The 11,964-nt window shown below is 66.2% G+C and carries 15 protein-coding genes; 3 read left to right on the top strand and 12 right to left on the bottom strand.

The genetic code is table 11. The features are described 5' to 3' along the window. Nucleotides 1-59: 59 nt before the first annotated feature. The 6 genes from rimI to BMI85_RS08920 all read right to left on the bottom strand — a co-directional run bounded on the left by rimI (nt 60) and on the right by BMI85_RS08920 (nt 3,617). On the bottom strand, nt 60-485 hold the full coding sequence (gene rimI, locus BMI85_RS08945; protein ID WP_078600808.1) for a ribosomal protein S18-alanine N-acetyltransferase: 426 nt from the start codon (nt 483-485) through the stop codon (nt 60-62). After that, complete coding sequence (gene tsaB, locus BMI85_RS08940) at nt 485-1,135, bottom strand: tRNA (adenosine(37)-N6)-threonylcarbamoyltransferase complex dimerization subunit type 1 TsaB (RefSeq protein WP_078600806.1); 651 nt, start codon at nt 1,133-1,135, stop codon at nt 485-487. Before tsaB ends, rimI begins: the two co-directional genes overlap by 1 nt. Beyond that, a complete protein-coding gene (locus BMI85_RS08935; RefSeq protein WP_078571230.1) occupies nt 1,128-1,688 on the bottom strand; it encodes a NifU family protein in 561 nt (186 codons plus the stop codon). Before BMI85_RS08935 ends, tsaB begins: the two co-directional genes overlap by 8 nt. A gap of 70 nt (nt 1,689-1,758) precedes the next feature. After that, nucleotides 1,759-2,217, bottom strand: a complete 459-nt coding sequence (locus BMI85_RS08930; protein ID WP_078600804.1) for a DUF2267 domain-containing protein — start codon at nt 2,215-2,217, stop codon at nt 1,759-1,761. 3 nt (nt 2,218-2,220) lie between these two features. Then, nucleotides 2,221-2,676 (bottom strand): universal stress protein, encoded by a 456-nt coding sequence (locus tag BMI85_RS08925; protein ID WP_078521378.1) that lies wholly within the window; start codon nt 2,674-2,676, stop codon nt 2,221-2,223. A gap of 74 nt (nt 2,677-2,750) precedes the next feature. Beyond that, nucleotides 2,751-3,617, bottom strand: a complete 867-nt coding sequence (locus BMI85_RS08920; protein WP_078600802.1) for a branched-chain amino acid aminotransferase — start codon at nt 3,615-3,617, stop codon at nt 2,751-2,753. Nucleotides 3,618-3,809: 192 nt separating this feature from the next. Between BMI85_RS08920 and BMI85_RS08915 the strand changes: the two genes are divergently transcribed. Both BMI85_RS08915 and BMI85_RS08910 read left to right on the top strand, forming a co-directional pair. After that, nucleotides 3,810-4,427 (top strand): sugar transferase, encoded by a 618-nt coding sequence (locus BMI85_RS08915; RefSeq protein ID WP_078521375.1) that lies wholly within the window; start codon nt 3,810-3,812, stop codon nt 4,425-4,427. Beyond that, nucleotides 4,424-6,544: a polysaccharide biosynthesis protein gene (locus BMI85_RS08910; protein WP_078600800.1), complete on the top strand. Its 2,121-nt coding sequence runs from the start codon at nt 4,424-4,426 to the stop codon at nt 6,542-6,544. The genes BMI85_RS08915 and BMI85_RS08910 overlap by 4 nt, the downstream gene beginning before the upstream one ends. Here BMI85_RS08910 and truA read toward each other — a convergent pair. Further along, nucleotides 6,506-7,273: a tRNA pseudouridine(38-40) synthase TruA gene (truA, locus tag BMI85_RS08905; protein ID WP_078600798.1), complete on the bottom strand. Its 768-nt coding sequence runs from the start codon at nt 7,271-7,273 to the stop codon at nt 6,506-6,508. The genes BMI85_RS08910 and truA overlap by 39 nt on opposite strands. A gap of 142 nt (nt 7,274-7,415) precedes the next feature. Here truA and BMI85_RS08900 point away from each other — a divergent pair, with 142 nt between their 5' ends. Continuing rightward, the gene (locus BMI85_RS08900) at nt 7,416-8,252 is read left to right on the top strand and encodes a DMT family transporter (RefSeq protein WP_078601123.1); all 837 of its coding nucleotides are present in this window, start codon (nt 7,416-7,418) and stop codon (nt 8,250-8,252) included. Nucleotides 8,253-8,256: 4 nt separating this feature from the next. Here the strand turns inward: BMI85_RS08900 and BMI85_RS08895 are convergent, their stop codons facing one another. The 5 genes from BMI85_RS08895 to fsa form a co-directional block, all read right to left on the bottom strand. Continuing rightward, the gene (locus BMI85_RS08895) at nt 8,257-8,739 is read right to left on the bottom strand and encodes a hypothetical protein (protein ID WP_078600796.1); all 483 of its coding nucleotides are present in this window, start codon (nt 8,737-8,739) and stop codon (nt 8,257-8,259) included. A 59-nt stretch (nt 8,740-8,798) separates the two neighbouring features. After that, nucleotides 8,799-9,491: a CDP-alcohol phosphatidyltransferase family protein gene (locus BMI85_RS08890; protein ID WP_108722379.1), complete on the bottom strand. Its 693-nt coding sequence runs from the start codon at nt 9,489-9,491 to the stop codon at nt 8,799-8,801. Between the two features lie 42 nt (nt 9,492-9,533). After that, on the bottom strand, nt 9,534-10,454 hold the full coding sequence (locus BMI85_RS08885; RefSeq protein WP_078600794.1) for a tyrosine recombinase XerC: 921 nt from the start codon (nt 10,452-10,454) through the stop codon (nt 9,534-9,536). Beyond that, on the bottom strand, nt 10,454-11,158 hold the full coding sequence (locus tag BMI85_RS08880; RefSeq protein WP_078521366.1) for a DUF484 family protein: 705 nt from the start codon (nt 11,156-11,158) through the stop codon (nt 10,454-10,456). Before BMI85_RS08880 ends, BMI85_RS08885 begins: the two co-directional genes overlap by 1 nt. 142 nt (nt 11,159-11,300) lie before the next feature. Continuing rightward, nucleotides 11,301-11,951, bottom strand: a complete 651-nt coding sequence (fsa, locus tag BMI85_RS08875; RefSeq protein ID WP_078542596.1) for a fructose-6-phosphate aldolase — start codon at nt 11,949-11,951, stop codon at nt 11,301-11,303. Nucleotides 11,952-11,964: the final 13 nt, after the last annotated feature.

The following is an 11,964-nucleotide window of genomic DNA, read 5'->3' as shown; positions in this document are numbered from 1 at the left end:
AGGGGTCAAGCGTCAAGTTGTGGATGACGCGGGGTCGCAAGACAAATTTGATTGAACGGTCAGCTTGTCGCTCTAGCGAGCGGCAAAGTGAGAACCATCGCGTCGATGCGATCGCCCTCCGGGCTGCGGTAATACCCCTTGCGACGCCCCGATTCCTTCCAGCCGGTCGCGGCATAAAGCGCGCGCGCGGCGTCGTTCTCGGCGGAGACTTCGAGGAAGGCGCTTTCGGCCCCAAGCGCCTCGGCTTCCTGTGCGAACCGCTCCACGAGCGCGCGGCCGGTGCCGTTGCGCCGCGCTTTCGGGTCGACGGCGAGGGTCAGAAGCTCGGCTTCGCCCGCGATGACGCGTCCCAGCAGGAAGCCTCGGTTTTCGTTCAACAGGAAGGTGCCGGGGCCGCGCATCAGATCCCGGAATTCGGCCTCGTTCCACGGGCGCGGTGTGGTGAAGCAGGCGGCATGCAGCTCGGCGAGGGCTTCGGCGCGCATCAGTCGAGGATCCTCGGCGGCGGGTCGGAGGGCGGGGCGGCATCGGCCGCGCGCAGGTAGAGCGGCGCGGGGCGCTCTCCGGGGATGAATTCGCGAGAGGCCGCGATCCGTGCGATGGCTTCGGCAGGCGCGAAAGCCGCGGGTGCGGCGGCGGCCCCGATCCGTTGGGCGACCTCCTCGGCGGCAGTGCCGATGCAGGTCAGGCCGGGTTCGGTCAGACCTTCGGGCAGCGCGTCGAGCTCATGCAGATCCAGCGGGATGGCCTGTGCGGTACGGAAGCCCTCGAGATAGACGCGTTCCCGAGGTGCTGCGACGGCGGCAAGCACCGGACCTTCGCTGCCGAATTGTGCGGCGTCGGTGATCGAGACGCCGAGCGCCGGGGCCCGCAGGCTCAGCGACAGCCCACGCGCGGCGGAGACGGCGATACGGACGCCGGTGAAGTTTCCCGGCCCGATCCCGACGCCGATCCGCGTCAGGTCGCGCCAGCCGACGCCCGCCTCTGCGAGCACCTCTTCGAGAAGCGGCATCAGCCGTTCGGCCTGTCCGCGTCCCATTTCCTCGTGTCGCGAAACGAGGCAGTCTTCACCCGACAGCAAAGCGGCCGCGCAATGCGCGGCCGATGTGTCGAAGCCTAGCGTCAGATCAGGCATTGACCGGACGCACCTCTGAAACCTCAGGAATGTAGTGTCTGAGCAGGTTCTCGATCCCCATCTTGAGCGTCAGCGTCGACGACGGGCAACCAGCGCAGGCGCCCTGCATGTGCAGGTAGACCACGCCACGCTCGAACCCGTGGAAGGTGATGTCGCCACCGTCCTGCGCCACGGCCGGGCGCACGCGGGTGTCGAGCAACTCTTTGATCTGCGAGACGATCGCGCCGTCCTCGCCGTCATGCTCGGCATGGCCCGAGGGCGCGGCTTCGCCTTCGATCACCGGGGCGCCGGACTGGAAATGCTCCATGATCGCGCCGAGGATCGCCGGTTTCGCGTGATCCCAGCTAGTCGCGTCATCTTTCGTCACGGTCACGAAGTCCGAGCCGAAGAACACGCCGGTCACGCCGGGCACTGCGAAAACGCGCTTGGCCAGCGGCGATTTGGCCGCCGCTTCGGCGGAGGGGAAATCAGCGGTGCCGGTCTCCAGCACGGTCTGGCCGGGCAGGAATTTCAGCGTCGCGGGGTTCGGGGTCGTCTCGGTCTGAATAAACATCGCGTGCCTCCTTGGCTTGCCGCTCATATGCGCCTTCCGACTGAATTAATCAAGTAATCGCGGCTATGCGCTAGATGATGCGCGGCGCGATCTGGGCGGGATCGGTGACCTCCGGGCGCCAGAACGCCTCCGCTTCCGGCCCGATCCGCGCAAGAGCGGCCTCGAAGTCACGACGATTGACATGGCGCCAGAGCGCAAAGGCGGTGGCCTCGATGGCATTGTCGGGGGTCAGGTTGTGATGCGGGCGCAACGCCTGCGCTTCGCGGGTCATCTCGGTCCGGCTGCCGAACGGGCGCGGCGCCGCCATCACATCCCAGTGATACAGGAAGATCGCGCGCAACACCGCAGGCAGGCAATCGGCGAAGGCGATCGCCTCGACAGGGCGCAGCCGCGCACGGAAGGTGACGAAGACGCCCTCCACCGCCGTGTAGGTCATATTGTCGGAGTCGAGGCTCATCCGATCGCGCGCATCGGCGAGGAAAGAGGCGAACTCCTTCTGCGCATGGCGATAGGTCCAGGGCATCGGCATCGGTCAGGTGATCTGTTCGAGCTTTTCCTTCGACATCTCGCCCGGCACGATCGTCAGCGGGCAGGGCAGCGTGCCCGCCTGCTTGACCATCTGGCTGACCAGCGGCCCCGCACCGCCCTTGCCGGAGCCTGCTCCAAGTACCAGCACGCCGATCTCGGGATGTTCGTCCATCACGGCGATGATCTCGGGCACGGGTTCGCCCTCGCGGATCACCAGCTCCGGCTCCACGCCCTGACGGTCGCGCATCCATTTCGCGAAGACCTCGAAATGCGCCTCGATCCGCTCGCGGGCTTCTTCGCGCATGATCTCGGCCACGCCGATCCAGTGCTGGTATTCGTCGGGCGGGATCACCGAGAGGATAATGACGCCGCCGCCGGTATGGTTCGCGCGCATCGCCGCGAACCGCATCGCGTTGAGGCATTCGCGGGTATCGTCGAGCACAACCAGAAACTTGCGCATGGCTCCTCCGGGACGGGGTGTGCGTGGATCATCGCCCGGCGCGAGGTCTTTGGCAACCGCGGGGGTGTCGAGGCTCAAAGCGGTGACCCTTGCGCCCAGTCCATATAGGCCTCGCGCGCCCGCTGGGTGCCCTTGCCGGGCGTGTAGCTGACATCGTCGAAGCCCGCGACCGGGGTGACCTTGGCGAAGTTGCCGGTCAGGAAGACCTCGTCGGCATTGCGGAAATCGTCGAGCGTCAGCACCGCTTCATGCACCGTCTCGCCGCCCTCGCGCAGAAGGCCCATGATCCGCTTGCGCGTGAGCCCCGCGAGGAAGGTGCCGTTCGGCATGGGCGTGAAATACTCACCATCTTTCACCATCCAGACATTCGCGGTCGCGCTTTCGGCGACATTGCCCATCGCATCCTGCACCAGCGCGTTGCCAAAGCCCTTGCGCTGCGCCTCGACCAGCATCCGGGCGTTGTTCGGATAAAGGCAGCCCGCCTTCGCATCCGTGACGTTATCGGCCAGAACGGGACGACGGAATTGCGTGGTGGTCAGCGTCGTCGATTTGCCGGGATCGGGCATCGCCACCTCTTCGAGGCACAGTGCGAATCCGGTCTCGCCGGGCTTCGGCGCGACTCCCAGATCGGAACCCGCAATCGCCCAATACATCGGGCGAACGTAGACGGCAGCACCCTTGTCGTATTTCCGCAGGCCCTCGCGCGCAATCTCGACAATCTCCTCGGCGGCGAGGGTCGGCGTGATCATCAGCGCCTCGGCGGAGCGGTTGGTGCGTGCGCAATGCAAGTCGAGATCGGGCACGACCCCGTCGAAAAGCCGCGCCCCGTCAAAGACCGAGCTGCCTTGCCAAAGCCCGTGATCGGCGGCGCGCATCACGGCGATATCGCCCTCGTGCCATGCGCCTTCGAACCATGTGCGGATGTTTTTGCCGAATGCCATCGGTGCCTCCTTCGTATCGGGCGCGATCCAACCACTCGCGCCCCGCGAAGTCCATACGACCGATTGTATCGGTGTCAGGTGTCGTGAGGTCCGGTCATGGGAGCGGGGCTGCGTTAACCGCATCGCAACTGCGACCTGCCTAGGCTTGCGGAAGTTTCGCCCCTTGTGGCTACCCGTAACTGGAGATTTGGCATGACCCCGGCCCGGCGCAGGCGTAAACGTCTCTTCGATCTGACGCTGGCGGTGCTGGCGCTGCCCGTGGTCTTGCCGCTGATCGTGCTTGTTTGGTTGGCGGTTGCACTGGTGCAGGGGCGACCGTGGTTCTACGGCGGCGAACGGATGCACAGTCCCACGCGCAGCTTTCAGATGTGGAAGTTCCGCACGATGGAGGCGGAGGCGGGCGATCACGGCATCACCGCCGGGCATAAGCGCGCGCGGATCACCCCGCTTGGGCAGATCCTGCGCCGGTGCCACGCGGATGAGTTGCCGCAAATCTGGAACGTCCTGCGCGGCGATATGAGCTTCGTCGGACCGCGCCCTCCGCTGCGCGAGGTGGTTGCGCGTTTCCCGCAGCTCTACGCGCAGGTGCTCGCAAGCCCCCCGGGGATCACCGGCCTCGCGAGCGTGCAGTTTGCACAAAAAGAGGCGCGTCTGCTGGCGCGATGTCGGACGGCGGAGGAGGCGCGGCGGATCTACGATCAGGCTTGCGTCCCCGAGAAAGCACGGCTCGATCTGCTTTACCAAAGACAGGCCTCGTGGCGGCTCGATCTGGCGCTGATCTGGCAAACCTTGCGCGGAGGGATCGCGTGAGGGAAGCGCTCACCGACAAGATCGCGACGCGCCTGATTGCGCTGTCGCGTCCGCGCAAGGCGGCTGTCATCGCGACGCTCGATGCGCTGCTCGCGATGGCGTGCCTTGCGTTGGTGTTGCAACTCACGCCTGCCTTGAGCCGCTGGAGCCTCGAAATGGATGCTTGGCTCCTGGTCCTGATCGGGAGCGGTCTCGCCGCGGTGGCAAGCCTTGGCACCGGCTTGGCGCGCCTGCCCCTGAAGGACTTCGCCATGCTGGGAGCGGGAAGGGCGGTCGTCCTCTCCTGTTTCCTTGCACTGGCCCTCTGGGCCGGCCTCGGATGGCAGGGTGGCGGCACTGCGCTCTTCTTTGGTTGCGCGTTTCTATCGGGCATCGTGGTCCAGCGCTGGGCGCTTCTGGTGCTGACGGGATGGCTCTATCGACGCTCGAACGTCGTCTCGCGCATCGCGATCTACGGTGCTACGCCGGAGGGGATCGCGCTGGCACGGGCGTTGCGCGACAGGTCCGGGTTCTTGACCTGCGCCTATCTCGACGACAGCCCGGTTTTGCGCGGCGCGACGTTGGACGGGGTGCCGGTTCTGGGTCCCGCGGCGCGCGAGGCGCTGATTCGCAAGTTCAATGTCGATCGCGTCGTCCTCGCCGATCCGCGCCTGCCCGAGCCGCGCAAGGCAGCGCTGGCGCGTGACCTCTCGCGCCTTGGATTGCGTTGCGAGGCGCTGCCGGATTTCGCCCTGCTGGTCGGCGGCGCGGATCTTGCCGCGCGGCTCGAACCGGTGCGCCCCGAGCGCTGGCTGGGCCGCTGCGAGATCACCGGGGGCGACCCGCCTGAGGCAGAGTTCTACCGCGGAAAATCCGTGCTCATCTCGGGGGCGGGCGGCTCCATCGGGGCAGAGCTTTGTCGTCAGATTCTCGCCTGTAGCCCGGCGAAACTCGTTCTGCTCGAACTCTCGGAGCCGGCGCTGTTCGCCCTCCTGTCCGACCTGACGCCGCTCGCCGCACGCGCGGGTGTCGACCTCGTCACCCGGCTCGGCTCCGCTGGGGACGCGGCGCTGGTGCGGGAGATCTTCGCACGCGAGGCGATCGACGCGGTGTTCCACGCCGCCGCCTACAAGCACGTCGCTCTGGTGGAAGAAAACCCGCTTTCCGGATTCGCGAATAACGTCACCGCCACGGTCTGTCTCGTACGGGCTGCGCGGGCCGCGAAAGTTGCGCGGTTCGTGCTGATTTCCAGCGACAAGGCGATTGCACCGAGCTCGGTCATGGGCGCGTCGAAACGAATGGCCGAGCTGGTGGTGCAGGATCTTGCTACCCGCGCGGGCGCGACGGTTTTCTCGATCGTGCGCTTCGGCAATGTGATCGGCTCGTCGGGATCGATCGTGCCGATTTTCGAGCGGCAGATCGCGCAAGGCGGGCCGCTCACGCTCACCGATCCTGACGCCACACGCTATTTCATGACCATCGCCGAAGCGGCGCGGCTCGTGCTGATCGCCGGGCGCTGGGAGGTTTCGGGGCGGGTCTACGCGCTCGATATGGGCGCACCGATCCGGATCGGCGATCTCGCCCGGCAGATGGTCGAGGCGCGCGGGTTACGGCTGCGCGGGCCGGACTGCCCCGACGGCGAGATCGAGTTGTTGCGGATCGGTTTGCGGAGGGGGGAGAAGTTGCACGAGGCCCCCGTGACCGGCGCGCATAGCTGCGCGACTGCGCATCCGAAGATCACGCATGCGCCAGTGGCCCACCTCTCGGAACGCGAGACCGCCCTGCTTCTGCGTGATCTAGATGTGGCTGTGGCGCAGCGTTGCCGAGAGCGGCTTGAGGAACTCATATCGACGCTGCGGCGAATTGAGGGCGATGCCCTAGCGCCGCTCGTTTTGGACGAAGCGTCGCGTCTACAAAGCGCGGACGCGCGGGAAATCGATGTCACCGCGAAGGGCTGGCGCCGGCAAAACGGAACGCCCGGAAGCGAAGTGGCAAGCGCCGTGAATGAGGACGCGGCGTTCGTCCCTGCGGACACGCGCGGCGTCGCCGTGCCAACACGAATGCCGTTTCTTCCCGCCCCGCCCGGCGCGCGGGGCGCGTCAGGCGAAGGGGTCGCTCGGATAGCCGACCGCGCTTAGATAGAGCCCCTGCGGCGGGCAGACCGGTCCGCAAGCGGCGCGGTCGCGCGCGGCGAGCGCTTCGCCCACGCGCTCGGGCGGCCAGGACCCGGCGCCGACGCGCTCCAGCGTGCCGACGATCGAGCGGACCTGATTGTGCAGGAAGCTGCGCGCGCGCAGGTGAAACCGGACCTCGCGCCCATGCGGGATGTCGATCGCCTCGACCCTGATCTCGTCGAGCGTTTTGACCGGCGAGTTCGACTGGCACATTGTCGAGCGGAAGGTGGTGAAGTCATGATGCCCGATCAGATGCGCGGCCCCTTCGCGCATCGCCTCGATATCGAGCGGGTTGAGGACCTGCCAGACCAGTCCGCGGTCATGGGTTGCCGGCGCGCGGCGTTGCACGAGCCGGAACAGGTAGCGCCGCTCCTGCGCCGAGAATCGAGAGTGGAATTCGTCTTCGACCCGGGCACAGGTGAGGATCGCGACCGGCGCGGGGCGCAGGTGATAGTTCAGCGCCTCCGACAGCCGGAACGGGTCCCAATCCTTCGTCAGATCGGCATGGGCGACCTGCCCCGCCGCGTGAACACCCGCATCGGTGCGACCGGCCGCCGCGATCGTGTGGGGGCCGGGTTCGAGCTTCGCCAAAGCGGCCTCGACCGCGCCCTGCACCGAAGGCTGATCGGCCTGACGCTGCCACCCGGCAAAGGGGCCCCCGTCATATTCGATTTTGAACGCGTATCTCGGCATGGAGCGGCCATAGCCCGAGCGCGCCCCGTTTCGCAATCCCCTCCGGGCCACGCGCCGCGATTGCGGGCCCCTGCACGGGGCGGCTTGCCCTCCTCATGGCCCGGAGCTACCGATGGCCGGTCGGGCAGAGAAGGGCGCGGATATGAGTTTGACGATCATGGCGGCGGTGCTGGGCGCGGCCTTCCTGCATGCCCTGTGGAACGCGCTGATCCGTCTGGGCGGCTCGAAAATCCGCGCCATGGTGATGCTGTCCATTGCCGAGGCTCTGATCGGGCTTGTCGTCGCTTTGTCGCGGCCCATGCCGGACAGCGCCGCGCTGGGCTGGATCCTTGCCGCGGGGGTGATCCATTTCGGCTACAAGTTCTTCCTCGCCCATGCCTATGAGCAGGGCGATCTGAGCCGGGTCTACCCGATCGCGCGCGGAACCGCGCCGATGATGGTGGCGATCGTCTCCGCCGCACTGGCGATCGATGCGATCAGCGGGCTCGAATATGCGGGGATCGCGGTGCTGGGGCTCGGGATCGCCCTGATGGCGCGCGGGGTGTTCACCGATGGCGAAAGCCGCCGCCTGCTGCCCTATGCGCTGGGCTCGGCGCTGGCGACCGCGAGCTATACGCTGGTCGACGGGATGGGCGCGCGCATCTCGGGCGAGCCCGTGGGCTATGTCGGATGGATCATGGTGCTGGGCGGGGTGTTCTTCGCGACGGGCATGCTCGGGCTGCGCGGGACCGCGATGTTGCGCGCCGCGCCACGCGAATGGGGGATCGCGACGCTAGGGGCAGCGGCTTCCTACGGGGCTTATGCGATCTCTATCTGGGCGATGACCCGCGCGCCGATCGCGCTGGTCGCAACCCTGCGCGAGACCTCGATCCTGTTCGCGGTGCTGATCGGCTGGCTCGTCTTCGGCGAGAAAATGCGGATGACGAAGGCGCTGGCGGCGTTGTTGATCGTCTCAGGCGTGGTGCTGACGCGGGTCTGAGCGATTAAAATCGCGGCTGGCCTTGGTCGTCGCAGCTGGTAGGCATGGCATCGTCCGCCGGGCGCGCGATCAGGTGTCCCGTCACGATATGCAGCGGCGTGAAGGGCGGTTCCTGAATCGCGGGCTGGATCTGGCGGGTCACATAGCAGCCGCCGAAGCTCTCGGTTTTGCCGTCACCCGTCCGGGCGCTCACCGTCACCCCGAGCGTGGTGTAGATCGAGCCTGCCGCGCCTTCCGATGTCACTGGGCCGATCGTGACCGAAGCCTCGGCGGTGTCTGCATAGCCTTTCGCGAAATCCGCATAATCGCCGTTCTTTTCGGGATCGGCGAAATAGCTCCAGGCGCGGGCGTAGTGATGCAGCGAGATCGCGTTATAGAGCGAGCGGATCAGCGCGGACGGGGTCGAGCGGTCGTCGAGATAATCCGGCGCGGCCATGGCTGCTTGCGCGGAAAACACGAGAGCCAGAAGTGCGAGACTGCGGCGCATGCGACCTCCGTTTCGCGGCCCGTGCGGCATGGGGCGCCGCGCCGGGGCCGCAGTTCGAGTCAGCTTCGCTCGGGCACGAGTTGTTGCACGATGCCGACGAGCAGCAGGTAGATGGACGTGACCACCAGCCCCCAATGCGCCCAGCTTGCCGGATCGAAATCGACCCATGCGGCCCAGCCCGCGAAGAAGGTCCACAAAAGCGCCATCGGCAAGGAGACTACGCGCCAGCGCTTCGTGCGCACCGGGTGAATGAACTTGAGGGGCAGGAACATCGCGATGGCGAGCGCCACGACGACGAGCAGGATTGTCCAATAGCCGGGCTTGAGTGCGAACAGCACCAGTACCAGCATGTTCCACGCCCCCGGGAAGCCCTGGAACGAGTTGTCCTTCGTCTTCATCCGGGTGTCGGAGAAATAGACGACGCTGCCATAGGTGATCGCGATGATCGCGAGCCAGCCCGTCCATCCCGGCAGCAGGCTCGACTGGAACAGCGCGAAGGCGGGGATGAAGACATAGGTCAGATAGTCGATGATCAGGTCCATAAGGACGCCGTCATAGAGCGGGAAATTCGCCTTCACATCGTAGCGCCGCGCGAGCGGGCCATCGATCCCGTCGACGAAGAATGCGGTGACGAGCCAGAGGAACATCAGCGCCCATTCGCCCTCTGCGGCCGCGAGAAGCGCGAGCATCGACAGCACGGCGCCGGTGGCGGTCAGGAGGTGAACGAACAGGGCTTTGATGCGGATATCCATCTGCCCGTGATGCCGGATTTGCGACGCAGGGGCAAGCGAACTTCAGGCGCGCGGATGGCTCTTGTCGTAGATTTCCATCAGCCGCGCTGCATCGACGGCGGTGTAGATTTGGGTCGTTCCGAGGCTCGCATGGCCCAGCAGTTCCTGAATGGCGCGCAGGTCGCCGCCGGCCGCCAGCAAATGCGTCGCGAAGCTGTGGCGCATTGCGTGCGGCGTCGCCGTGGAGGGCAGGCCCAGCGACATGCGCGCCCGCTCCATCGCCTTGGAGATCATGCGCGGATTGAGCGGCTTTCCGCGTGCGCCGTAGAACAGTGGGGCATCCGGCTCGGCGGGGTAGGGGCACAGGCGCATGTACTCCGCGACGGCATCGCGGGCGGCGGGCACGACCGGCACGAGCCGCTCCTTGTCGCCCTTGCCGCGGATGCGCAGCACCTCGGGCAGAGGATGAGCCTCGGCGCGCAGGGCGAGCGCTTCGGAGATTCGCAGCCCGCAGCCGTAGAGCAGCGTCAGCACGGCGGCGTCGCGCGCGGCGATCCACGGCTCCATCGCCTGCGTGTCCACCTGTTCGATCATCCCGGCGGCAGCGTCCTCGTTCAGCGGGCGCGGCAGTTTGCGCTGATATTTCGGGCTGCGGGTCGAGAGGATATGGCTCGCATCGAACCCGTCGCGATCGGCGAGCCAACGGATGAAGCTTTTCACCGAAGAAAGCGCGCGGGCGAGCGAGCGCGACGAGACCTCGCGAGAGCGTTCATGCGCCATCCACGCCCGCATATCGGAGGGCCCAAGTTCTGCGATCCGGGCGGTGCCCAAGCTCTCGCCGTGATGGGTTTGCAGAAAACCCAAGAAGCTCGCCACGTCGTGCCGATAGGCGGTAATCGTATGATCGGAGGCGTCGCGCAGCCCGCGCAAATGGCTCAGCCATTCGGCGAGCGCGTCTTGCAGTCCTGCGGACGGCTCCGCCATCAATCCAGCCAGCGGCGCATCGTGCGTTCGAACACGCCCGCGAAGAAGGCCAGAAGATCGGTGCCTTGGGAAGGCTTGAACTGATGCGGGTCCTCGGCGGCCATGACCAGCATGCCGGGCAGGCGGCCCTCGCCCAGATCGAGCTGCATCAGCGCCTCGGAACGCACCCAGTTCGCCGTCTCGCCGAAAATCGCCTCGGAGCCTGGCACGGTCTGGCGCAGCACGACCTGTCGCGGCTGTCCGCCACGCCCGCCGCGCATGTATTCGGTGATGAAGCCGGGTTCGGCCACGCAGAGAACCTCGCCCAGCTGGCGCAACGCCGGGTCGTTCTCGTTTTGGTGGCTTTCCAGCACGAGGCGGACGGCGTCGACGCGCAGAATCTCGGCCACTTCGGTCGCGAGGTTGGACAGGAAAGACTGGAAGTCATGCGGGTCGAGCATCCGCAGCACGGCGCGGTGAATCTGGTTCGTGCCCGCGAGGTTCTCATAGGCCGCCGCGATGACCGAGCGGTGGGTATCTTCCAGCCGGTCGAGCCGCGCCTCCAGCCGGGACATTGCCGCGCCGCGCAGATCGACGATATTGCCGCCCATCGCGGCCTCGTTCGCAGCGATCAGCGCCCGCATCAGGTCGCGGTCCTCGAGAATCACGTCAGGGTCGGAAATGATCTTGTCGCGGAGTTGCTCCACGAGGGCCGGTTCGGTCATGCCTGTCTCGTCGCTGGTCGATGCATCATTTTTTCCAAGCATACACGATGCGCCCCGCGACGCAGTTGAAAAAATCGGCCCGCTCGACGAAAAAGGCCCGCCGGAGAGGCGGGCCTTTGTTGTATCGGACGCGGGCGGAAGGTCAGATCTTCTGGCCGGTCGCTTCCCAGTCCTTGAGGAACTGGGCCAGACCCTTGTCGGTCAGCGGGTGGTTGACCATCGACTTGATGACCGCCGGCGGTGCGGTGATCACGTCGGCGCCGATGCGGGCAGCATCGCTGATGTGGTTCACCGAACGGATCGACGCGGCGAGGATCTGGGTCGTGAAGTCGTAGTTGTCATAGACCGTGCGGATGTCCTCGATCAGGTTCATCCCGTCGAGGTTGATGTCGTCGAGACGGCCGATGAAGGGCGAGATGAAGGTCGCGCCCGCCTTCGCGGCGAGGATCGCTTGCGCGGTCGAGAAGCACAGCGTGACATTGACCATGTGGCCTTCGGATGCGAAAGCCTTGCAAGCGGTCAGGCCGTCCCAGGTCAGCGGAACCTTGATCGCGATATTGGGGGCGATCTTGGCGAGCTTCATACCTTCTTCGATCATGTCTTTGGCTTCGGTGGCCACGACTTCGGCCGAGACCGGCCCGTGGACCATGTCGCAGATTTCTTTGGTGACTTCGAGAATGTCGCGGCCCGATTTCAGGATCAGCGACGGGTTGGTGGTCACGCCATCGACCATGCCCAGATCGTTGAGTTCCTTGATCGCGGCGGTGTCGGCGGTATCGACGAAGAATTTCATGGCAGCTCTCCTT

It is taken from the genome of Thioclava sp. DLFJ4-1, from assembly GCF_002020145.1.
GTDB lineage: Bacteria > Pseudomonadota > Alphaproteobacteria > Rhodobacterales > Rhodobacteraceae > Thioclava > Thioclava sediminum.
The sequence above is the reverse complement of the archived record's forward strand: the minus strand, read 5'-3'. Positions and strand labels throughout refer to the sequence as shown.